The organism is Daejeonella sp. AP26 (assembly GCF_056680515.1).
On record NZ_CM155286.1, the window covers coordinates 1,361,306 to 1,384,275 of the forward strand.

Genomic DNA, 22,970 nt, shown 5'->3' on the forward strand with positions numbered 1-22,970 from the left:
GCGTTTAGATACAATAATTTCCATTTTATTGTGTTATACGAAAGTTTTTTATCTTTTATTTCCTAACCTGCTGATTCACAGGTTAATTATTTTATAGAAACCCCGAAAATAATTAATCCTTTTCTTAAGGTGCTACAGCTAAATTTTGTATTTTATCTATGATATAGTGCATCAGTTACAATAGGAAGATGATTACTTTTGTATTCAAATTTTTAAAGACCGAACTGTGTTATTAGATAAGTTAAAGTTAAGTAAGCCCCTGATACGGTCGATGACCGAAGCTGGTTTCCTAAGTGCGTATGAAGTGCAGGCAAAAACGATGAGCAGAATAATTGGCGCCCAGGATATGATCATATCTGCACCAGAAGGGAGTGGCAAAACTACAGCCTATGTACTTGGCACATTGATGCGATTAAAATTTGGTGTTGAAGAGGCGCCTCGTGCCTTAATACTGGTGCCCGACAAAGAAGGTGTACTCGCTGTATTAGATCAATTCAACTTGTTGAATAGAAATCAGTCGATTCGCATTATAGCATTACATGCGGATCAGGCTGTACAAACTCAAATGGATGCTCTTGCTGATGGTGCGGACATAGTTGTCGCAACTCCTGATCGTGCTCGGGCCATCTACCTCAAACTTGGTCTGAATCTTAATAAGATCATTATGTTTATTGTCGACGACGCTGAATTAATTATTAAAAAAGGTTTGCAATTGCCTGTCGTGGAACTGGCCCGAAGTATTTCACGCTGTCAACACTTAATATTTACTGAAGTGATCCATGAGAAGCTTCATCATATGATTGATCCTTTCATGAATTTTCCAGCGATAGTCGAGATTGAGAATTTATCGCCGAACAAATTGGAAACCCGGGACCAGAATCTATACCAGGTGCCGGATTTTCGTACAAAAATCAATCTCCTTAATTTGATGTTAAGCGCTGACGGACATACGGGCAAAACTATTGTATTTGTGAATACCCGCTTAACAGCTCAGAAGCTTTTTAAGAGCTTGACACCTTCAGTTATGAAAACTTCGGCTGTTCTTAACCCACTATTCTTTGATCAGGTTGGCTTTAGCTCGGTTGAGGAGTTTGAAGAAAATTTAGAAATCAATACATTAATTGTAGCAAATGAAGGAACCGGGATAATTGACGTGAGCAGAATATCAAGCTTAATACATTTAGAAATTCCGGATGAAAAAGAAACATATCTTAATCGAGTGATGGTAGATGCAGAATCGGATGGATTGAGATCAATTCTTTTTTCCACTGATATTGAACTTAATACGATTAAGAAAATTGAACAAGCCGTTGGCCATAAGTTAATAATCACCGAATTACCTGAGGATCTTGTTATACATAAAAGTAAGGCTAAATCAGTGTCAGCAAATATATCTGCTAAAGAATCTCAGACAGCGGGTGCAGCTTTTCACGAGAAAAAAGAAAGCAATGCCAAGGACTTTAATTTCTCTACGCGCGAGAAGGCTAGAATGAATCGCAAAAAGAAGCACGGATAGTTTACGTGCACCTTAAGGCAACTCCTCCACATTAACCTATTTCTGCATGTCTGATAATTAATATTATGTTAAATAGTATTTCTATTCTCTTGCCTATAGCCCTCACTTCGCTAATAATGCCTAAAGCCTCTTTTTGGAACAGTAGTTGTGTGTGACTAATGAATCCGGGTAAAGGAAAGTCCAGGTTGATAATGTGTTGATTACCGCTACAGTATTATTCAAAATAAATGTTTATAATTCTTGATCTGATTTGAAATGCCGAAACGTATACTGATTTGTGATGATGATTCCGATATTCTTTCAATTTGCCAGTTCATATTGGAAGAAATTGGTCTGGAAGTGCATACTCGTAATAATTGCAACAATATCCTGTCTGTGGTCGATGAGGTGAAACCAGACGTCATTCTAATGGATAATTGGATTCCAGATACCGGAGGTATTATCGCAACACGTATCATCAAACAACATCCAGTTTACAAGAACATTCCCGTTATTTATTTTTCTGCAAATACAGACATCAAGTTACTTGCGCATGATGCTGGAGCTGACTCTTATCTTGCAAAGCCTTTTGATATAAACGATTTGGAGAACGCAATTGCTTCTGCCAAGGTTAATTAGATAACTGGATAATTAAGGTATTCAAACTATTTTAATCTCTTAACGTTTTCTAACTGAGCGCTGGTGGACGGTGCTTTATTAGTTACCTATGAATTCGTAATTATGCGTTCTATTTGGAAAGGTTCCATTGGATTTGGCCTTGTTAATATTCCTGTGAAGCTTTATTCTGCTGTGCAAAGCAGCCGGATTGATCTGGATATGCTAGACGGCCGGGATCATGAGCATATCAAATTCCAACGTATTAACGAAAAGACACGGAAAGAAGTTCCGTATGATAAGATAGTTAAAGGCTATCGCCTTGATGAGGAATATGTGATTCTTGATGATCAGGATTTTCAGGACGCCAGTCCGCAAAAAACAAAGATGATTGAGCTGGAGAATTTTGTTGACATCTCCGCCATCAACCCAATGTATTACGAAACTTCTTATTTTGCTGAACCCGAGACCCAGGGAAGAAAGGCCTATGCCCTACTCCTTCAGGCATTGAAAGAATCAAAACAGGCGGGAATAGCCAGATTTGTCCTTCGCAGCACTGAGAACCTTTGTGTGATCCATCCTGTAGATAAAGTTCTTGTGGTGACTAAGATCAGATTCGCTGAAGAACTGCGTTCAGCGGAAGAGATCAATACACCTGATGACGTCAATGTAAGCAAGAAGGAACTGGACGTTGGTTTGGCTCTGATTGCCCAGTATACTTCCGAATTTAAAATAGACCAGTTTAAAGATGAATACACCGCTGAGCTTCTAAATATTATAAAGGCTAAAGCGAAAGGTAAACGTCCGACCATCAAGAAAATGAAGCCTCAGCAAGCAACTAGCGATGATCTGTATGACCAGCTAATGCAAAGCTTGAATACAGGTAAGAGTGCGTAGTTTCTAAACGAATACTTCATTTATTTTGCTCTTTTTGGGACTTCAAAAACCTACCCTAAAAAAGAGGCTTGCTCCCAATAGGAAGCAAGCCTCTTTTCATTTAGTGTGTTATATTTTATTGCAAAGCGGCAATCTTCTTAGTTATCTCATCAACTTTAGCTTGATTTTTCTTAATTATATAGTAGGTTTTCAAGTTATCAAGTGCCAGGCGTGATTTAGGATCGACAGATACAGCTTTTTCAAGATAAGGAAAGGCGCTATCAAATTGCGAATTCGCCTGCTTCATCATCGCATCATAATCTTTCTGCTTGTTTTGAGGAAGCTTATTTGCAGCGTTATACAACTCAATACCTTTATTAAGATAAAGTCCGCCGATGTTAAGATTCGCATCTCCGAATTCCGGATCGATAGCTAATGCTTGCTTGTATGCAGTAATTGCTTTCTCGTTATCATTGGATGCGTTGTAAGCAATTCCAAGGTAGAACGGTAACAATTTGTTTTTAGGATCTTTTTGAGCTTGTGCTTCAATTTTGGTAATCACCTCTTTTTGCTTTCCTGCCATTAAGCTTAATTCGATCTCCTGAGTAGCCAGTGCTGCGTCATTCGGAAATTTTGCAGCGCCTTGAGACGCAGTAGCAATAGCCTTAGCGGTATCTCCCTGCATAGTATAAAGCTTCGAAAGATCAAGGAAGACTTGATTGTTACCAGAGAAATTAGTTTTTACCAGATCTTCGTATTTTTGAATTCCTTCTTTATACTTCTTTGCATTAATTGCTGATAACCCGGCATAATAAGTAATAGTGGTATCGCCGGGACGGAAGTTCAACGAATTATTAAATGAAGTAAAGGCATCTTCAAACTTACCCGCCTGGTAGGCCTTCACACCTAAGTTCAAATCATACTGGGCCAGATTAGCCGATACTTTATCAAGGCTTGATTTGTTTGCACCAGCCTTGTCAAGTTCCTTCGCTTTCGCTAAAGCAGCGGCGGCTTCAGTAAGTACTGGTCTGGATGTAGCGGGAACAGAATCAAGAAGTGCCAGATCAGAATAAATCAAAGCTTTATATGTCCATGTGGATGGATCATTCATTGTTTTTTCATGAGCTGCAGCTTTATCAACAGCGTCTTTGGCAGACTTTAAGTTTGCCAGCCCTAAAGCAGCTGAATTGGCATCTTTAAGTTGTGCATACTTTTCGTAATTCGATTTCGCACTGTTTAACTCGCCCTTTTGAGCAAATCCCACTGCGGAAGTCCCCACAAACGTCAATGCTAAAATGAAAGATTTAATTTTCATAATTCTAATTTAATTTAAGTTGATTAATCTTATTGTTCACTTTTTGAAGTTGAACTTCGTCGCCTGAATAACGATACAATATGGCAAGAGATTCTAAAGGTTTTACCTGATTTGGGTCAATTTCATTTGCTTTTGACAGATGTTGTAATGCGACGTAAATAAATTGTTTTTTATCCTGTTTCTTAACGTAGGACGTTAAGTTAAGTAAACCTAAAGCATAATTCGCATCGTAATTGTTTGGATCAATATTCAAGACTTTTTCATAATGCTCTTCAGCTTTTGAAACATCACCAGTCATTTCGTACGAAAATCCTGCCAAAAAATTCAACGGAATGCTGTACTCGTCGATCTTTAAGGCATTTGGCAATAAATTAACTACTGTGGCGTAATCATGTTTTTCAGCAAAATAGTTTAGCTCCTTAAAAACCAGATCCTTATCTTTCGGAAATTTAGCTCTCCCCTCTTGTAAAGCATCGAGTGCCAACTGTTGGTGCCTCCCCAGACTGTAGAGCTCTGAAAGGCTGAAATAATAAGCAGGCTTAGGATTCTCAGCTATTAATTTTTTGTAATATAAAATTGCCTTTTCAGGATAACGCAACTTTTCATAAATGATTGCCAGGTTATGAGTAATATTCAGATTTCCTGGCAATAGCGAATCAATCTTTGTAAACGCGATGGCTGCCTCTTCAAAGTTGGAATACATAACCGCGGTAGTAGCCTCAAACAGGTAGCCTCTGGCTAATTGATTCTTAATAAACTCGATCTCTGGTTCGAACTCTGTGTTAAACTTTTCGCTTTTTAATAAATTCAGGGAATACGAAGCTTCGAGTAGTGGATCTTTTACATAGGTGAATTTCCGGTTAGAGTCAACTACTGCAAGTGCCGAGTAAACCATAGCCCTAATCAGGTTGTTCTTAAACGACAAAGAATCTTTTTGTGTTTTATATGCCTCGTCAATATTTTTTCTTGCTGCTTCCAGTTGTATGATATCTTGTGTCTTCGTAAAATGCGCAAAGGCATTTGTCGCCTCTTTTGCGGGATTTTGCCCTTTAACGAAAAGGGGAAACATCAAACTGAACGCTAAGAACAGTAGTGGAATGTAAATCTTCATAAAACGGGTTATTACAAAAAGCTCCCCTATTCAAAGAATAGAGGAGCTATATAACTTACAATTATTATTCCTGATCTGATTCAGGATCTTCTGTTTCCGAACTAAGCTTCTGATCTTCAGAAGAGTTTTCATCTTCCGGAACATCACCGTCATCTAATCCTTCTGTTTCGTCTAATTCCTCCGGGTCATCGTGTGGTACTTTCGCAACTGATGCGATAGAGTCGCTTCCCTTAAAACTAATCAGACGTACACCCTGAGTTGCTCGTCCCATCACCCTTAAGTCTGCAACACCTATACGAATCACAATTCCTGACTTGTTAATAATCATCAAGTCATCTGTATCAGTAACATCCTTAATGGATACCAGTTCACCGGTTTTATCGGTAACGTTCAAGGTTTTAACACCTTTACCGCCACGATTAGTCACACGGTAATCATCAATATCGGTACGCTTTCCGTAACCGTTTTCTGAAACAACCAGAACGGTGACCTCTGGATCGTTAACACTGATCATTCCAACAACTTCGTCCTTTTCATGAGCCAGAGTAACACCCCGTACTCCTGTTGCATTCCGACCCATCGGCCTAACTTTTGACTCATTGAAGCGGATTGCTCTGCCTGAACGCAAAGCCATCACAATTTCACTGCTGCCATTGGTCATACAAGCTTCAAGTAGCTGATCGCCGTCATTAATATTGATGGCGTTAATACCATTAGACCTTGGACGTGAGTAAGCCTCCAAAGATGTTTTTTTGATGGTACCTTTTTTGGTACACATAATAATAAAGTTGTTTTCAAGGTATTCCTGATCTTTCAAGTTGACAACTTTAATGTAGGCCTTTATATTTTCCTCTTTCGGTATATTTATTACGTTTTGGATAGCACGGCCTTTACTGGTTCGTGTTCCTTCCGGGATCTCAAATACCCGCAACCAGAAACATCGTCCGGATTCAGTAAAGAACAGCATGTAATTATGGTTAGATGCAACCAGCATGTGTTCAATAAAATCCTTATCACGAGACTGAGAACCCATTGACCCTTTGCCCCCTCGCGCCTGCTTGCGATATTCCGTTAAAGCAGTACGTTTTATATAACCTTCGTGCGAAATAGTGATCACCACATCTTCATCTACGATGAAGTCTTCCATCGTCATATCCTCCGCAGAGTGGGTAATAGAAGTGCGGCGCTCGTCACCATATTTCTCACGAATCTCAATCAGCTCATCTTTAATGATCTGCATCCTCAAAGACTCATCTGCTAAAATGGATTTTAAATAATCAATGGTTTTCATCAACTCAGCATATTCTTCCTTGATCTTATCACGCTCAAGTCCGGTTAAACGACGCAGAGTCATATCCAAAATTGCGCGAGCCTGTATGTCAGACAGCGCAAAACTTTCCATTAATCCAATACGAGCATCATCCGGACTATTAGAAGCCCGAATCAATTTGATCACTTCATCCAGGTGATCCAATGCAATCAGTAAACCCTCTAAGATATGAGCCCTCTTCTCTGCTTCAGCAAGATCAAATTTTGTACGGCGTATAACTACTTCGTGACGATGATCTACGAAATGGCGAAGCATATCTTTCAAAGTCAGCATCATTGGCCGGCCATGAACGAGAGCAATATTGTTTACACTGAAAGAAGTTTGCAGTGCGGTATACTTGTAAAGGTTGTTTAGAACGATAGCTGCATTTGCATCACGCTTGATCTCGTAAACGATACGCATACCATCACGGTCAGATTCGTCGCGGATCTCTGAAATTCCTTCTATCTTTTTCTCATTAACCAGTTCAGCAGTGCGTTCGATCATGTTCGCCTTATTCACCTGGTATGGAATCTCGTTCACAATGATCCGTTCTCTGTCGCTGCCATACGATTCAATTTCTGCTTTCGCACGCATCACAACCCGGCCACGACCGGTTTCAAAAGCATCCTGAACCCCGCTGTATCCATAAATGATACCACCGGTGGGAAAATCTGGAGCTTTAATGTACTGCATTAGCTCCGGAATCGTTATCTCATTATTCTCAATATAGGCTACCGTACCATTAATTACCTCAGTCAAATTGTGAGGAGCAATATTAGTGGCCATACCAACGGCAATACCCGAGGCACCGTTAACCAATAAGTTCGGGATGCGCGCAGGTAAGACGGTGGGTTCTTTTAACGAATCATCAAAGTTAAGCTGGTAATCAACGGTCTCTTTGTTGATATCGGCCAGCATTTCTTCGGCTATCTTTTTCAGACGAGCCTCTGTATAACGCATTGCCGCTGCACCGTCTCCATCTACCGAACCAAAGTTACCCTGACCATCGACCATGGGATAACGTAAACTCCACGGCTGGGCCATGCGGACCATCGCTTCGTAAACGGAAGAGTCACCATGCGGGTGATACTTACCTAATACGTCTCCAACAATACGTGCAGACTTTTTATGTGGTTTAGTGCTTGTTACGCCCAGATCAAGCATTCCGTACAGAACACGGCGGTGAACAGGTTTCAAGCCGTCGCGAACATCTGGTAATGCACGGGAAACGATTACCGACATTGAATAGTCAATGTAAGCAGATTTCATCTCCTCGTCTATGTTAATGGGAATTATTCGGTCGTTGGGTTCTAGATTGGGTATCTCGTTATCTTCAGCCATTTTATGGATAAGTTCTTTTAATAATTATGCGATCAAAATGATATCTATCGCATAGTCGTTTTAGCGACTTGCGAAGTTAGCAAAATAACTAGGCTTTAGGAAGCTGTGGAAAAGTTTTAAGACACTTTGAGGCCTCGTTTTGGTTGTAAATGACCAATGATTGAACTGAATGCATTTACATAATGCCACTGGATAAACTAGTACAGGAGATAACACGCAAATCTGCCATTAACCTTTGGTTAAGTAGTGGAAATCAAGGGGGTTTTAATCACTAGCGATACCACTTGTTTTATTCGACACTTTTAAGAGATAAAGCCATTTTTAGTAGTGATCGAAATTAAGAGGCTTGAAGGAACTTGCTTGCTTTCGTATAAGCAGGTTCGGGGCAGTCCGCTAACTTGGCGGCCTGACCCGAACAAGGTACGAACCAGTTACGACCAGGTCAGTTAATATCGGGGGCTTGTCTTATACTGAAATAGCTTTACAGATAGCGAACGGTTTACGGATTAAGCTTGACAATGATAAAAGTCATACGGAATAAACTTTACATGCCTTTTGATCATACGGTTTTAACTTTACAATAATGCCTATAATTATCAGAAAACACTTTGGGGGTGTTTTCTAATTCCCGGCTATGTGTTAACTGTTGGGTATGCAGTTTACAACTGTAATGAGGCCTGATATTATTATAAGCTGCAATGGCTTTACATACCGGATCCACTGCTGCGTTGTAGGATTCGAAAGTCCGGTATAAATCGAATTCAATTTTAAGAATTCCATTTACGCGCTCAGCTACCGCATTGTCGTAGGGACTTCCAGACTGGGTCATACTGATGTTTATCTGGTTTTTCTGTAACAACTCGACATAAGCATCGCAGCAATACTGAATTCCCCGGTCCGAGTGATGAATGAGAGGCCTTCCAGGGTATTCCCGTTTCTTAACCGCTTTGTTCAATGCCATCAAGCAGCCGCTTGCATGCCTTTTGATCATACGGTTTTAACTTTACAATAATGCCTATAATTATCAGAAAACACTTTGGGGTGTTTTCTAATTCCCGGCTATGTGTTAACTGTTGGGTATGCAGTTCACAACTGTAATGAGGCCTGATGTTATTATAAGCTGCGATGGCTCTACATACCGGATCCACTGCTGCGTTGTAGGATTCGAAAGTCCGGTATAAATCGAATTCAATTTTAAGAATTCCATTTACGCGCTCAGCTACCGCATTGTCGTAGGGACTTCCAGACTGGGTCATACTGATGTTTATCTGGTTTTTCTGTAACAACTCGACATAAGCATCGCAGCAATACTGAATTCCCCGGTCCGAGTGATGAATGAGAGGCCTTCCAGGGTATTCCCGTTTCTTAACCGCTTTGTTCAATGCCATCAAGCAGCCGCTTGCCTTTAGGCTCTGGCTGAGATGATACCCCACAATCTTTCTTGAAAAGGCATCGGTGATCAGGAAAAGATAAATAAACCCAGACTTGTTCGCAGGTAAGTAATATCACTTACCCAGACCTGTTCGGCTTTTAACGGCTCTCTTCTTTGGATCAGATCAGTCCAGGTCTTGTAATGATGAAATGACTGCGTGGTAACGGCATATCTGCGTTTAATTTTGATCAGAAGATCCCGTTTTCTCAGAATAGAAAAGAAACCGTCGCGCCCGATAGTAATCCGGTGGGCTTCAAACCGCCCTGCCAGCATGACCAACAACTTGATGCCACCTACCCTGGGCAGAACTGTCCGTATTTCTCTAACCCAGCTTATAATCAGCTCGTCCTGCAATAGGCTTTCATCCCTTCTTCCCTGCATATCATACCAGGCCTGCCTGGATTTACCACAATCCGCAAAGTGTTTCCACGGAGATAGTATTATATATCCGCTTCATTTGACAGACGGTTTGGTACCAGACTTTTTTCCGATATCGATTCCCAAGGTGTCTTCGGCTGTAAGGATCATCATTTCCAGGGCGGCGATCTTTAAATTGGCTTCGAATAGTTGTTTTTCCAATTGCTTCTTTTCACGCTCAGCATCATCCACACCTCCCAGATCTGCCTGGGCTTCCAACTCATGAGCCTGCAGCCATTTCTGATACCATCTGACAAAATAACGCGAGGTATGTTCTCCGCTCAGGCCATACTTTTTAGCTAACTGGCCGTGGCTCAATTGACCGGTTAAATACGCCCGGGCAATCAAGATTTTGAGGTTTTCATCGAATACGGGCGGAAGGCCCGCTTTACTTCCTTTTCTTGGTTTTTCCATTTGCGAACTTTAAGATATTAATTTGTTCGCTTTCTGTAAGGCAAATTCAGGAATGGACAATAGGGAATTGCTGCAGGGGATTGACTTGAACGAAAGTGCTATTGATTTTATTTTATTTTCTTCCAATATTCTTCCACTTTCATGCCGCTCGGGAGCACACCGTTTAAAGTTAGCTTATCATTGTCAAGCTTATATTTATAGCTGATGGTTTTGCCTACGGTTTGAGATGGTTGTAAACTGTATTCACTGGTAACTAAAAACGAATCGCCTTTAATTTCGTACCGGCCAGAACCGTATTTTTCAGGCTCTGCTCCTTCTTCCAGAACAAAGGCTTCGTAAGTACTTGCGGTGTAGGTACGCTGCATTTTGAAATCCGGGGAAGCCTTCTGTTGATTATCATTATAAATGCCGCCATCGTATTGCCATGTGCCTTTAAATGAGTTTGACGAACAAGCCACCTGCATCATGATAAAGATTCCGAATATTCCGATTGTTGATTTTGTAGGTTTCATTGAAAGTAGTATTGAGTATTTAATTAGTTGTCCTGAAATAATTGTAGTGTTATGGAGAGACAGCTGAGCTGAGTTCCCTGGTTAAGCCCAGCTTATTCCTTTTTTTAGCAATGATAATGTCTTTTCTTCTTCGCTATTGGGTTCGGCTTTGAAATCGTATGTCCAATTAGCTTGAGGTGGCAAACTCATCAGAATAGACTCAATGCGACCGTTAGTCTCTAAGCCGAATTTTGTGCCTGCATCATACACCAGGTTGAACTCTACATACCTACTTCGACGTTGATATTGCCATTGCTTTTGAATATCGGTAAACGGTTTATTCCGATTTCTATTGATCAGCTCCGTATAAATGGGTAAAAATGAACGTCCTAAAGCTTTAGAAAATTCAAAGATCTGATCCCAGTTAACTCCCGCAGTTACGGGGGTCAACCGATCATAGAATATACCTCCAATGCCTCTGGTTTCGTGGCGATGTTTGATATAAAAGTAATCGTCAGCCCATTTCTTGAATTTATGATAGAATTCGGAATTGAACTGGTCGCACACTTGCTTTAGCTGCTGATGAAAAAATCGGGCATCCTCTGAGATTACATAATGGGGAGTAAGGTCAATTCCACCCCCAAACCAGCGAATTGGTTCTGCATTTGTATCCGCTGCAGGCATCTCAAAATACCTGATGTTCATATGGATAATAGGTACTAATGGGTGATTGGGGTGCATAACGAGAGATAAACCTGTGGCAAAAAAATCATTACTTTGAACAGCAAACGCCTTTTTAATCGGCTCGGGAAGCTGTCCATGCACTGCAGAAAAATTTACTCCTCCTTTTTCAATGATAGCGCCATTTTGCATGATGCGGGTGCGGCCTCCACCTCCGCCTTCCCTCTCCCATTGTTCCTGTACAAACTTTCCGCGTCCATCCACTATTTCAAGGCCCCGGCATATTTCATCCTGAATAAGTTTGTATGCTTCAGCAACATGCTCTTTTGTGATCATTCCTCAAAAATGAGACTTTTTGCTGAATAAGTAGACGCGGCCAAGTAAAAAGGATGACATGTTTTCTTTTTCAATTGTTCAACGGATCGTATTATCCGGGGGGTGAGCATACCACACGAGTTTATGTGTTACATCTAATCTGAATGCACGGTTAAGTATACCACTTACACGATCAGTATAATAAGGAAGGCCTGGAAAACGGGCTTCTGGAGGATGACGGGGTTGAATATTTTAAAATATTTGAGCCTATTTCTTCTTTAAAAAGCACGTCTTTAACACCACACTCATTCCATCAACTTTACAATCGACCTCATCTGCGTCATCGGTTAGACGAATCTTCTTAATTGTTGTACCCTGTTTAATAGTTGTGGTTGATCCTTTAACCTTCAAACTTTTTATTACCGAAACGGTGTCTCCATCCTGGAGGATATTACCATTACTGTCTTTCACTATCAACGCTTCCATTCTAAATTTTTGTACAAAAGTAATTTAATTCTGCGTGGCTGCAGACTTTATGTATTAGTCGACGGGAGATTCTCTTGCTAAAGCTTGTGTCAGAGACCTGTTTCGCCTGAGGCTTCCACGTAATCGAGATCTTTGCCGTAGGTTTCATCCAATTGAAATAAAGCATAGTAAGCGATGGCTACTAATAACGTCGCGACAGCCAGGGCCGCATTTATGATTCCGAAATGCGACCTCAAAAAGGTGAAAAGCAAAGTGACAAGAATCAGAGATCCCCTCACAAAATTAGGGGCAGTAGTGGTAACCGTAGAACGCAGGTTAGTTCCGAACTGCTCGGAGGCCATAGTTACAAAAACCACCCAGTAGCCGGTTGCTATTCCTAAAAACACGCAAAGTGTGTAGAATCCGTCTGCCGATAGCCCGTCGGAAAATAAGAAGAACAAAATGCCTGCGTAGGTCATGCTCAGAAACAGGAATACAATCTTCTTACGGTTTTTAAAAATTTGGCTGAGAGCCCCAGAAAGAAAATCTCCTAAGGAAATGCCGATGTAAGTGAACATCACTCCTTTTCCGGTATCCAGTGTTTCCTGAATCCCAAGTGCTTTACCAAATTCAGGGGCAAGTGCGACCAGTACTCCCACAACAAACCAAACCGGCACTGCTATTAAAATACTATAGAGGTACTTTTTAAATCGGACAGCACTATTAAACAGCATCGAAATATTTCCTTTCCGCACCGCCTGAGTCTTTATCCTTGAATACATTCCGGATTCAAACACGCCAATGCGTAATAAAAGCAGGAACATACCTAAACCGCCGCCTACGAAAAACGAGATCCGCCAGCTGAAGATATCGCCAACAAAATAAGCCACCACCGCTCCCATAATTCCAACTCCTGCAACTACCATGGTTCCGTAACCGCGCTTTTCCTTACTCATACTTTCGCTCACGAGGGTAATACCTGCGCCGAGTTCACCGGCTAAGCCTATACCAGCTATAAAACGCAAGGCAGCATAGGCTTCGACAGTCTGTATAAAACCGTTGGCGATATTAGCCAGTGAATACATAATAATTGAACCGAATAAGACAGAGATCCGTCCTTTCTTATCTCCCAGTACTCCCCATAAGAGACCGCCCAATAGTAGGCCGGCCATTTGCCAATTCATCAACGTTAAGCCAGTATCAGCAATAGCTTCAGGTGCAACTCCAAGGTCTGCTAAACTTTTATTTTTGATAATCAGAAAAAGCAGCAAGTCATAAATGTCAACAAAGTAACCAAGGGCAGCGACGATGATCAGTATGATAACATTTCTATTGGAAGTGGCGTTCATTGGCTAAAGTTTGAGGGCATTAATCTACAAACAAAATCGGCAAACAGAAAGGTATCGTTAGTTTGCAAGCACCCCCGGAAGTGATCAGCAACTTTCAGCATGGATGATTAATTATAGGAATACTTTTAAAGATCGTTTGAGTTTCGGATATTTAGCGATATGCAGTTTTCCGAGAATACGCTCAAATGGGCTATGCGCTTTTATCCTCCATTATTTTTTCAACGTATTTGGGTCAAAAAATTTCACAAAGATTTTAAAGGGGTTGAAGTTAAAATTTCTAAAAGTCTGGTAAACAGCAATTATAATAATTCAATTTTCGGAGGAACGATCTTCAGCGCGTCAGATCCGTTTTATGCTTTACTCTTCGACCAGGTATTGATACGCCGCGGATATAAAATACGCGTGTGGTTAAAAAGTGCGCAAATAAACTATTTGAAACCTGGAAGAACAGATTTGTATTTTAAGATAGAACTGACTGAAGAGGATATTCTAGAAGCGGAAATGGCGCTGAAAACGGTGGGTAAGTTTGTTAGGGCGTTCCCGATGGAAATTAGAGGAGCGAATGGAGAGATCTGTGCAAGTGTTATTAACGAAGTGTACGTTCGCAATCTTTTTAAAGGTGAAGAAGAGACCGTAGCTTATTAATTTTTAGAAGATGAGTACTAATATCAGGAAGCTAATTTTAGAAGGTGAAGGAACTACCTTAGATTTTAAAAATACAATAACAAGCTGCGAAAAAATTGCCAAAACAATGGTTTCGTACGCTAACAATAAAGGTGGCCGACTACTGATTGGGGCAGCAGATGATGGCCGTATTGTGGGCGTTAAATCAGAGGAAGAAGAGAAATATATGATCACCAAAGCGGCTGTTTTTTATAGCAAGCCTGCTTTGGAACCGAGGTTTGAAGAGGTATATATCGACGATAAGATTGTGCTGGTAGTGGAAATTGACGAAAGTGAAATGAAGCCACACTATGCCCTTGGTGAAGATAAAAAATGGTGGGTCTATATTCGGGTCAAAGACAAAAGTGTTTTGGCGAGCAAAATTGTTGTTGACGTTTTAAAGCGTGAAAATAAGGGGGATGGCGTGCTACTTGAATACTCATCTAAAGAGAAAGCCTTGCTGGAATACCTTGATGAGCATGAAAGGATCACCGCAAGGCAATTCAGTGATATGCTAAATCTATCGCGGCGTCGTTCTTATCGCATACTGGTCAACCTGGTTTTGTCAGGAGTTATCAGAATCCATACAACAGAAAAAGAGGAGTTTTATACCGCTGTATAGCGTAACTATCTTTCTAGACAGATGTCGTAATTTTGTTGCCATATTGCAATATATGTTTAGTATCTTTAGGTATGGAAAAGAAACCAATGTTTAATGAGGCAGCTGTTTCTTATCAAACATTAGAGAATAAAAGTATCATGTCGCTGATACACACGGTGCGGCAAGGCATCAGCTTCACGGCCTTTATGAGCCTGGTAGATAAAAGTCCTTTTAACGCTTCTGAGTGGTCTTCATTTTTGCATCTTTCTGAGCGCACGATGCAGCGCTACAAAAAGGAAGAAAAGAAATTCGATCCGATTCATTCTGAAAAAATCCTTGAAATTACCCTGCTATATAAAAAAGGTGTTGAGGTATTTGGTGATACCAATCGGTTTAACGCCTGGCTTAATGCCACTAACATAGCTCTGGGTAATGTAAAGCCTAAAGAGCTTTTAGATAACACTTTCGGGATCTCGTTATTAAAAGACGAAATAGGTCGTATTGAACATGGCGTTCTTGCATGATCGTTTTTCGGGTAAGCCATACCAATTACTGTAATGATCTTTCGGGGAAAGGGGCAAGTATCTACGGTGGACGATGGAATAGCAAGGGGAAGGCCCTCTTATATACCGGCGACTCAAGGGCTCTCTGCACCACCGAGATTGCTGTTCATACCCCGTTAGGAATTGTTCCGGTAGACTACAGCCTTGGCGTTATCGAAATTCCTGCGGTCTCGATTATACAGGAGATTATTCCGGATCAATTACCTGCCGACTGGAAAAGCTTCCCGCATTCAGCGTCAACCCAAGCAATTGGAGATCAATTTATTCAGCACAACAAAATGCTGATCTTAAAAGTTCCCTCTGCGGTAGTACCGGGCGAATCCAATTATCTGATCAATCCGGCACATCCGGAATTCTTTACAATCAAACTTCTCAGGACAGAGCCTTTTATATTCGATGAACGTCTGTTTAAGTAATAACTTCTTCTGCTAACTGTCGCTTCATTCATTATATTTGCGCCCCTTTTATCATTCTTGTGAAGCAGCTATACCAAAAATATAAACCCTTTTATCAGAGCAATTTACACCTGGCTGTTCCCGTTGTGATTTTTCAACTAGGTCATACATTGGTACATACCGCCGACAGTGTGATTATAGGGCATTTTGTGGGCACTACCGCTCTTGCGGCTGTTTCATTGGTAAATAGCATTTTTACAATTGTACTTGTTATCGGAATCGGTATTTCCTATGGCCTTACCCCTCTTATAGCCCAGGAAAATGGTAAAAGACAATTTTCTGAATGTGGAAAGTTACTGGCCAACAGTTTATTGATCAATGCGATATCCGGAATTCTGCTTTATGTGTTAGTCTATTTCGGTTCTTTGGCAGTTATAGACCATCTAGACCAATCGGCGGAAGTAGTTAAACAAGCCAAACCTTACCTTAACCTTCTCGGATTTTCAATTATCCCCTTAATGGTATTCATGACTTTTAAGCAATTTGCTGAGGGCTTGGGTTTTACCAAACAGGCCATGATGGTTTCTATATGGGGAAACGTTTTGAACGTTTGCCTGGGGATCATTTTTGTAAAAGGATTTTTCGGGATTGAGCCCATGGGTATTCGAAGTGTTGGCTGGAGTACTTTGATCGACCGGAGTATCATGGCCGTGGTTATGGCGGTGTACGTTTTACGGTCACAAAACTTCAGGAGATATCTGAGCAGTTTTGCCCTGAAATCCATTGATATGCTTCGCTCAATTAACATTATGAGGATTGGGGCGCCGGTTGCCATGCAATACACATTTGAAGTGAGTGCTTTTAGCGGTGCCGCCATAATGATCGGAACGATTGGTGCGGTTGATCAGGCAGCCCATCAGGTTGCAATTAACCTGGCTTCGATGACTTATATGATGGCAAGCGGGATTTCGGCGGCAGCAACCATTAAAACAGGGAACAGCTTTGGTAGTAGAAACTTTAAACAGTTACGCTTATCAGCAATTTCTAGTTATCATATCGTGCTGGCTTTTATGATGATTACTGCCGTACTGTTTATAGGATTTAACCAGTTTCTGCCGTGGATTTATACTACAGATAAGAATGTAATTGCCATTGCTGCCCAGCTTTTGATTATTGCAGGCTTTTTTCAGTTATTTGACGGAACCCAGGTAGTTGGACTCGGTGTTTTACGTGGGATGGGAGATGTAAATATTCCTACTTTCATCACTTTCGTGGCCTATTGGATCATAGGGCTTCCGTTGGGATATTATTTAGGAATTGTATTGGGCCTTGGTGCCGAAGGGATCTGGTACGGTTTAACGCTTGGTTTGTTTGTGTCAGCTGGTTTACTATTCATCCGTTTTGACAGGCTAAGCCGGCGATTTGCTCTTCAGTCCTCATAAAAGAGAGCGGGCTCTAAAGCCCGCTCTCTTTATTCGAATAGATTGAATTATTTATAACCCATATTGTGCACACTTTTAACAGCTCTTCCAGAAGGGTCGTTCATTGTTTGGAATGACGCATCCCATGCAAGTGCTTCTGGTGTGCTACATGCTACTGACTTGACAGAAGGCACACAGGCAGCGGCAGAATCAGAAGGGAAATGCTCCGTGAAGATCGTACGGTAGTGATATTCTTCTTTTGACATTGGCGGGTTTATCGGAAAGCGAAACTTAGAGTTTGCTAATTCCTCATCACTAACTTTAGTTTCGGCTGTAGCTTTAAGAGTGTCAATCCACCCGTAGCCAACGCCATCAGAAAACTGTTCTTTCTGTCTCCAAACGATACTCTCGGGCAGATAATCTTCAAATGCTTTGCGCAGGATCCATTTTTCCATTTTTCCATCCTTTGCCATTTTTGCTTCGGGATTTAAGCGCATGGCTACATCCATAAACTCTTTATCGAGGAATGGAACCCTGCCCTCGATTCCCCATGCAGCTAGAGACTTATTAGCTCTCAGGCAATCATATAAATGTAGCTTACTTAGTTTGCGAACAGTTTCTTCGTGAAATGCTTTAGCGTTAGGTGCCTTGTGAAAGTAAAGATATCCTCCAAATAGTTCATCGGCACCCTCACCTGAAAGAACCATTTTTATTCCCATAGATTTAATTACTCGCGCAAGCAGGTACATTGGTGTTGAGGCTCTGATGGTGGTCACATCATAGGTTTCCAAATGATAGATCACATCTTTAATCGCGTCCAGTCCTTCCTGAACGGAAAAGTTAATTTCATGATGTACTGATCCGATATGGTCTGCTACTTTTCTGGCAGCTACAAGATCCGGAGAACCGACCAGTCCTACCGCAAATGAATGCAGTTGCGGATACCATGCTGCTTGAGTGTCATTAGACTCAATCCTTTTAGAAGCGAACTTCTTTGTAATGGCTGAAATGATTGACGAGTCAAGACCACCGGAAAGTAAAACACCGTAAGGCACGTCGGACATTAACTGTCTGTGAACTGATTCTTCAAGTGCTTTCCGCAATTCGTTAATATCAGCTGCGTTATCTTCTACATTCTGGTATTCAGTCCAATCTCTCTTGTACCACTTTTGAAGCTCCTGACTTTCCTTACTGTAAATGAAATGACCGGGTAGAAACTCTTGTATCTTACTGCAAACACCTTCAAGGGCTTTCAGTTCGGAAGCAACATAGAAGTTGCCAAACTTGTCCCAACCCATGTATAAGGGAATAATTCCCATATGGTCACGGGCAATCAGGTAGCAATCATTCTCTTTATCATATAAAGCGAAAGCAAATATTCCGTTAAGGTCTTCAAGAAACTTTCCACCCTTGCTTTTGTATAAGGCAAGTATAACTTCACAATCTGATTTAGTTTGAAAAGGATACTCCGGGAAACCCGTACGGATCTCCATATGATTATATATTTCGCCGTTAACGGCAAGTATTATATTACGGTCTTCACTATACAAGGGCTGGCCGCCTGATTGGGGATCAACGATAGCGAGACGCTCATGCGCCAGGATTACGTTGGTATCACAATAAATTCCTGACCAATCTGGTCCGCGGTGACGTACCGTTTTGGCCATTTCTAACACTTTAGGACGTAAATCCTGAAGCTTGCTTTTCAGATCAAATACTCCAATTATTCCACACATTATATCAAATATTTATTGTCAAAAACACATTCTTTAACGAAATCAAGCAAACGTAATCATTTTAATTATAATCTGAGTTAATAATTATAAAATTATTAATGATTGTTCCAATTGACTGACAAATTTGATAATTACTTGTAACATTTCCATAGTTAAAGCAAACTCTCCAGTCATCTGAATATCTAATGCAAAAAAAATGATCAGGCGAATACCCTGATCATTTATGATAAATCAAAAAAATGTTGTTATCTCATTAGAAAGGTAAAGTTTCCAATATTCTTTAAGGCAATGCCTGTCCCCCGAACTACCGCACGCAATGGATCATCAGCGATATGCACTGGAAGTTTTGTTTTTGACGAGATTCGTTTATCTAATCCCCGAAGCATTGCACCTCCGCCTGTAAGGTAGATTCCTGTTTGATAAATATCCGCGGAAAGTTCAGGTGGAGTTATTTCAAGTGCCTTTAATATCGCTTCTTCTATTTTCGAAATGGATTTATCCAGGCAATGCGCAATCTCCGTATAGGAAACAGTAATCTGTTTTGGTGTACCCGTCATCAGGTCACGCCCATGAACGGCAACATCAGATGGCGGATCCTGGAGCTCTGGCAATGCAGAGCCTACCTCCACTTTGATCTTTTCGGCAGTCCTGTCTCCAATCATGATGTTATGCTGACGACGGATATAATGGATGATGTCAGAGTCAAAGGTATTTCCGGCTACCCTGATAGATTGATCGGAAACGATTCCGGACAGGGCAATCACGGCTATCTCAGTAGTCCCCCCACCAATATCGATAATCATATTACCCATTGGCTCTTCCACATCAATTCCAATACCTATAGCGGCAGCCATAGGCTCGGGAATCAGATACACCTCCTTTGCTCCTGCAATTTCTGCAGAATCTCTTACAGCCCGTTTCTCTACCTCTGTAATCCCCGAAGGAATACAGATCACCATTTTTAAAGAAGGAAAAAACCAGCTCTTATCTTTATTGATCATCTTGATCATTCCGCGGAGCATATGTTCGGCGGCGCTAAAATCGGCAATAACGCCGTCCTGCAACGGTCTCACGGTTCTAATGTTGTCGTGAGTTTTTCCTTCCATCTGCATGGCTTGTCTTCCGATGGCGATTACTTTATTTGTGGTTTTGTCAAAGGCTACAATTGAAGGTTCGTCAACAATAACTTTATCGTTATGGATAATCAGGGTGTTGGCCGTACCAAGGTCAATAGCTACTTCTTTAGTGAAAATATTAAACAGGCCCATATATTAATTTGTGTGTGTTAGCTCGAGATTTAAGAAGTGGCAAATCTCAGCTTTTTTTCTGAGGAGTTTCGCAACTAATTATTTCAAATGTTTTTAATCCGTCGGGCATCTCCCATTGGATCTCAGAGCCTATAGGATAACCTAGTAATGCCACGCCGATTGGCGCAAAAACAGACACTTTCTGCTGTTTAAAATTTGCCTCGCCGGGTAAGACTAGTTGAAATTTAAAGGTTTGACCTGTTTCGATGTTCTTTATCCCCACAATTGAGTTTAGAGAGGCAACATCTTCGGGCAGATCTTTATCCTTAACTACTTTTGCCGATTTCAATTCTTCTTTTAACTTGGTTTTATTGAAATCTGAAAGATTGCTCCCACTTCGGGTTAAATGTAATTGTAGAAGATCGAAATCGCTTTTTGAAATTAATAATGCATTTGACATGAGATTGATTTTTAAGTGTTTTCTATTTCGAACAGGATGTTCAAATTAATTTGTATAAACAAAAACCGGGAGTATGAGACCCCGTGCCAGGAAAAGGTCGGGGTTTATATAATGAAGTCTTTGCTGCTCTTCTGAAAAGAATAGCCGAAGGAATAATGCACCGGCGCACAGCATGACGCCTGCACTTTCACCCGGGTGGCAAAAGTATCAGGAAACTGCTTTTTAAATATGCGGGGCATTGGTCTCATTGTTACAAATAATGTCTTTTTTACTTTAGAAAGCAAATTAATTAAATAAATTGATTTGCTTCTGACAGCATTTAACCCATTTGCTAATTTAGTGTCTTGGAGAATGACACTTTACTCATTCCATTCTTCTGGTATACGCCGATGCAATTTGGCTCTAAAGATTCATCAAAGTGCGGTTCATCCCCTTTCAATACCCTCGGAACTTGTGAGGTGTTCCTGAAAAAGTAAACGGTAGTCGTTCCGTATTTGGTATGCGGCATCAGATTTCCATAGGCGATCATCTCGTTATATAATGTGTCTGACACCCTAACGGAATAGACACGCAGCACAGGCCCTGTGTTATTTTCATTTCGGTAAAATGCCGTTTCAGTAAAGTTTCCTTTCAAATCCTTAACCCCTGGTTGAGTAAATGAATCTTTGATCATCCAGATCAATCCGGCTATTGCGACAATAATTAATAGGTATTTACTTTTAGAAACTTTCATGTGTATTGTGTGCTAGAACTGACGGGTACTGCTATCCCGCGATAGTCGCAAATTTTAAATGTTGCGTTTTAGTATTGAATAGGAAAAGCCCGAATGTAGTTCTTATTTTAGCGCGAAAATAAATACGAAGATGGGAAATACAAAAATTACAGTGAACAATAACGGTTCTTTGCGAGTTGAAGGTGACTTTGAGATAGTAGATAAAAATGGCAATATATATGATCTTGCCGGCAGAGATTTGGTTTCAATCTGTAGATGCGGACTTTCCGAAAATAAGCCTTTTTGTGACGGATCACACAAGGGACATTTTGAACACGATGCTGTCGCATTCAACCTGCCTCCCAAAAAACAATTGTAAAATGTAGAAAGCCGGTCAATAATCTATTGACTGGCTTTTATTATACCAGTTGGTTAACCCTTAAAAATAAAGTTGAATAGCAGTTTTAAACGTGTTGCAATGCGCCTGAATTATATCGTTAATCCGTGGTGAATACCCTCCTCCCATGCTCACCTGTACCGGAGTATTATAGTTCAGACATAGATTAAAAACAACTTTGTCACGTTCCTGGCAAGCAGCGGTACTTAGCGAAAGTTTGCCTAATTTATCCGTTGCTAACACATCCACACCAGCCAGGTAAAAAACAAAATCAGGCTTAAAGCTTTCAAAAGAGCTTGTTAGGTTCGCCCGAAGAAGGTTTAGATATTCTTCGTCTTCAATTCCGTCGTCAAGCCCAATATCCAGATCTGAGGCCTCTTTTCTGAACGGAAAGTTTTTCTGGCCATGCATTGAGAACGTAAATACTCTTTTCTCATTTTTAAAAATCTCTGCTGTACCATTGCCCTGGTGTACATCCAGATCCACAATGAGAATACGGGTAGCCAGTTTTTTATCCAGAAGATAGTTCGCTGCAATAGCCTGATCATTTAATAAACAGAAGCCCTCGCCCCAGTTGCTGCCGGCATGATGGGTTCCGCCTGCTACGTTAAACCCAATACCGGCATTAAATGCGGCAATACTGGTATCGATAGTTCCCTGTGCAATCCTCATTTCACGCTCAACGAGCATCGGAGATAATTTGAAACCTATTCGCCTTTCCTCAGCTGCCGAAAGTTTATGATCTCGCATCCGTTCCCAATACTTGGTGTCATGAGTTGATAAAATGAACTCCTCATCGATGATATCGGGCGGCCAAAGGTTATCATCCGTAATGACACCTTCATAAAGCAGTTGTCCGGGGATGAGCTCATACTTAAGCATTGGAAAGCGATGTCCCTCTGGTAAAGGATGAACGTAGAGCGGATGGTATGCTATTTTAAGCAAATGGATAACAAATACTTTTAAGGATGTTGTATAAATCGGACATCAACCAAGTTCAACTTTATGCTGAAATGCCCGAAGATATGTATAACCTCGAAACAGGTTTTGATCCAGGGTATAAATTGACTAAAAACTGATGTATCTATATGGAACAATGATCAAATTAAACCTAATTTTGCAGCCGTCATAAAACTGACACTTACA

Annotated in this window: 26 protein-coding genes; 9 read left to right on the forward strand and 17 right to left on the reverse strand. The window is 40.9% G+C overall.

The features are described from left to right. Positions 1-226 precede the first annotated feature (226 nt). The 3 genes from AC1MCB_RS05870 to ku all read left to right on the forward strand — a co-directional run bounded on the left by AC1MCB_RS05870 (position 227) and on the right by ku (position 3,007). On the forward strand, positions 227-1,516 hold the full coding sequence (locus AC1MCB_RS05870; RefSeq protein ID WP_479967810.1) for a DEAD/DEAH box helicase: 1,290 nt from the start codon (positions 227-229) through the stop codon (positions 1,514-1,516). 255 nt (positions 1,517-1,771) lie between these two features. After that, entirely contained in the window at positions 1,772-2,134 is a 363-nt protein-coding gene (locus tag AC1MCB_RS05875; protein WP_479967811.1) for a response regulator, read from the forward strand. 102 nt (positions 2,135-2,236) lie between these two features. After that, complete coding sequence (gene ku, locus AC1MCB_RS05880) at positions 2,237-3,007, forward strand: non-homologous end joining protein Ku (protein WP_479968716.1); 771 nt, start codon at positions 2,237-2,239, stop codon at positions 3,005-3,007. A gap of 115 nt (positions 3,008-3,122) precedes the next feature. Here the strand turns inward: ku and AC1MCB_RS05885 are convergent, their stop codons facing one another. The 11 genes from AC1MCB_RS05885 to AC1MCB_RS05935 form a co-directional block, all read right to left on the reverse strand. Further along, the gene (locus AC1MCB_RS05885) at positions 3,123-4,301 is read right to left on the reverse strand and encodes a tetratricopeptide repeat protein (protein WP_479967812.1); all 1,179 of its coding nucleotides are present in this window, start codon (positions 4,299-4,301) and stop codon (positions 3,123-3,125) included. Positions 4,302-4,305: 4 nt separating this feature from the next. Further along, the gene (locus tag AC1MCB_RS05890) at positions 4,306-5,412 is read right to left on the reverse strand and encodes a tetratricopeptide repeat protein (protein WP_479967813.1); all 1,107 of its coding nucleotides are present in this window, start codon (positions 5,410-5,412) and stop codon (positions 4,306-4,308) included. A gap of 64 nt (positions 5,413-5,476) precedes the next feature. Next, positions 5,477-8,065 (reverse strand): DNA gyrase subunit A, encoded by a 2,589-nt coding sequence (gyrA, locus tag AC1MCB_RS05895; RefSeq protein WP_479967814.1) that lies wholly within the window; start codon positions 8,063-8,065, stop codon positions 5,477-5,479. Positions 8,066-8,624: 559 nt separating this feature from the next. Then, positions 8,625-9,026, reverse strand: coding sequence for a transposase (locus AC1MCB_RS05900; protein WP_479967815.1), 402 nt, complete (start codon positions 9,024-9,026; stop codon positions 8,625-8,627). Then, the gene (locus tag AC1MCB_RS05905; protein ID WP_479968717.1) at positions 9,004-9,540 is read right to left on the reverse strand and encodes a transposase; all 537 of its coding nucleotides are present in this window, start codon (positions 9,538-9,540) and stop codon (positions 9,004-9,006) included. The genes AC1MCB_RS05900 and AC1MCB_RS05905 overlap by 23 nt, the downstream gene beginning before the upstream one ends. Then, a complete protein-coding gene (locus tag AC1MCB_RS05910) occupies positions 9,525-9,878 on the reverse strand; it encodes a hypothetical protein (RefSeq protein ID WP_479967816.1) in 354 nt (117 codons plus the stop codon). The genes AC1MCB_RS05905 and AC1MCB_RS05910 overlap by 16 nt, the downstream gene beginning before the upstream one ends. Before the next feature lie 72 nt (positions 9,879-9,950). Continuing rightward, positions 9,951-10,328, reverse strand: coding sequence for a transposase (locus AC1MCB_RS05915; protein ID WP_479967817.1), 378 nt, complete (start codon positions 10,326-10,328; stop codon positions 9,951-9,953). A 107-nt stretch (positions 10,329-10,435) separates the two neighbouring features. Next, a complete protein-coding gene (locus AC1MCB_RS05920; RefSeq protein WP_479967818.1) occupies positions 10,436-10,840 on the reverse strand; it encodes a hypothetical protein in 405 nt (134 codons plus the stop codon). A gap of 81 nt (positions 10,841-10,921) precedes the next feature. After that, positions 10,922-11,836 (reverse strand): oxygen-dependent coproporphyrinogen oxidase, encoded by a 915-nt coding sequence (gene hemF, locus AC1MCB_RS05925; protein WP_479967819.1) that lies wholly within the window; start codon positions 11,834-11,836, stop codon positions 10,922-10,924. Between the two features lie 246 nt (positions 11,837-12,082). After that, positions 12,083-12,301, reverse strand: coding sequence for a zinc ribbon domain-containing protein YjdM (locus AC1MCB_RS05930; RefSeq protein WP_479967820.1), 219 nt, complete (start codon positions 12,299-12,301; stop codon positions 12,083-12,085). An 89-nt stretch (positions 12,302-12,390) separates the two neighbouring features. After that, positions 12,391-13,629: an MFS transporter gene (locus AC1MCB_RS05935; RefSeq protein WP_479967821.1), complete on the reverse strand. Its 1,239-nt coding sequence runs from the start codon at positions 13,627-13,629 to the stop codon at positions 12,391-12,393. A gap of 159 nt (positions 13,630-13,788) precedes the next feature. Here AC1MCB_RS05935 and AC1MCB_RS05940 point away from each other — a divergent pair, with 159 nt between their 5' ends. The 5 genes from AC1MCB_RS05940 (at position 13,789) to AC1MCB_RS05960 (ending at position 17,293) form a co-directional block, all read left to right on the forward strand. Further along, positions 13,789-14,274: a DUF4442 domain-containing protein gene (locus tag AC1MCB_RS05940; RefSeq protein WP_479967822.1), complete on the forward strand. Its 486-nt coding sequence runs from the start codon at positions 13,789-13,791 to the stop codon at positions 14,272-14,274. Between the two features lie 10 nt (positions 14,275-14,284). Beyond that, positions 14,285-14,914: an AlbA family DNA-binding domain-containing protein gene (locus AC1MCB_RS05945; protein WP_479967823.1), complete on the forward strand. Its 630-nt coding sequence runs from the start codon at positions 14,285-14,287 to the stop codon at positions 14,912-14,914. 71 nt (positions 14,915-14,985) lie between these two features. Then, complete coding sequence (parS, locus tag AC1MCB_RS05950) at positions 14,986-15,417, forward strand: type II RES/Xre toxin-antitoxin system antitoxin (RefSeq protein WP_479967824.1); 432 nt, start codon at positions 14,986-14,988, stop codon at positions 15,415-15,417. Then, positions 15,414-15,872, forward strand: a complete 459-nt coding sequence (locus AC1MCB_RS05955; protein WP_479967825.1) for an RES family NAD+ phosphorylase — start codon at positions 15,414-15,416, stop codon at positions 15,870-15,872. Before parS ends, AC1MCB_RS05955 begins: the two co-directional genes overlap by 4 nt. A gap of 59 nt (positions 15,873-15,931) precedes the next feature. Further along, positions 15,932-17,293 (forward strand): MATE family efflux transporter, encoded by a 1,362-nt coding sequence (locus AC1MCB_RS05960; RefSeq protein ID WP_479967826.1) that lies wholly within the window; start codon positions 15,932-15,934, stop codon positions 17,291-17,293. Positions 17,294-17,340: 47 nt separating this feature from the next. Here AC1MCB_RS05960 and asnB read toward each other — a convergent pair whose 3' ends face one another. From asnB to AC1MCB_RS05985, 5 genes are all read right to left on the reverse strand, one after another. Continuing rightward, a complete protein-coding gene (asnB, locus tag AC1MCB_RS05965; RefSeq protein WP_479967827.1) occupies positions 17,341-19,008 on the reverse strand; it encodes an asparagine synthase B in 1,668 nt (555 codons plus the stop codon). 245 nt (positions 19,009-19,253) lie between these two features. Next, entirely contained in the window at positions 19,254-20,276 is a 1,023-nt protein-coding gene (locus AC1MCB_RS05970; RefSeq protein WP_479967828.1) for a rod shape-determining protein, read from the reverse strand. A gap of 46 nt (positions 20,277-20,322) precedes the next feature. Next, positions 20,323-20,715, reverse strand: coding sequence for a GreA/GreB family elongation factor (locus AC1MCB_RS05975; protein ID WP_479967829.1), 393 nt, complete (start codon positions 20,713-20,715; stop codon positions 20,323-20,325). Positions 20,716-20,819: 104 nt separating this feature from the next. Beyond that, positions 20,820-20,954, reverse strand: coding sequence for a hypothetical protein (locus AC1MCB_RS05980; protein ID WP_479967830.1), 135 nt, complete (start codon positions 20,952-20,954; stop codon positions 20,820-20,822). A 92-nt stretch (positions 20,955-21,046) separates the two neighbouring features. After that, positions 21,047-21,448: a hypothetical protein gene (locus AC1MCB_RS05985; RefSeq protein WP_479967831.1), complete on the reverse strand. Its 402-nt coding sequence runs from the start codon at positions 21,446-21,448 to the stop codon at positions 21,047-21,049. A gap of 130 nt (positions 21,449-21,578) precedes the next feature. Here AC1MCB_RS05985 and AC1MCB_RS05990 point away from each other — a divergent pair, with 130 nt between their 5' ends. Beyond that, positions 21,579-21,806 carry a CDGSH iron-sulfur domain-containing protein gene (locus AC1MCB_RS05990; RefSeq protein WP_479967832.1) on the forward strand — a complete coding sequence of 76 codons (228 nt, stop codon included), beginning with the start codon at positions 21,579-21,581 and terminating at the stop codon, positions 21,804-21,806. 60 nt (positions 21,807-21,866) lie between these two features. Here the strand turns inward: AC1MCB_RS05990 and AC1MCB_RS05995 are convergent, their stop codons facing one another. Then, the gene (locus AC1MCB_RS05995) at positions 21,867-22,769 is read right to left on the reverse strand and encodes a histone deacetylase family protein (RefSeq protein WP_479967833.1); all 903 of its coding nucleotides are present in this window, start codon (positions 22,767-22,769) and stop codon (positions 21,867-21,869) included. Between the last annotated feature and the right edge of the window lie 201 nt (positions 22,770-22,970).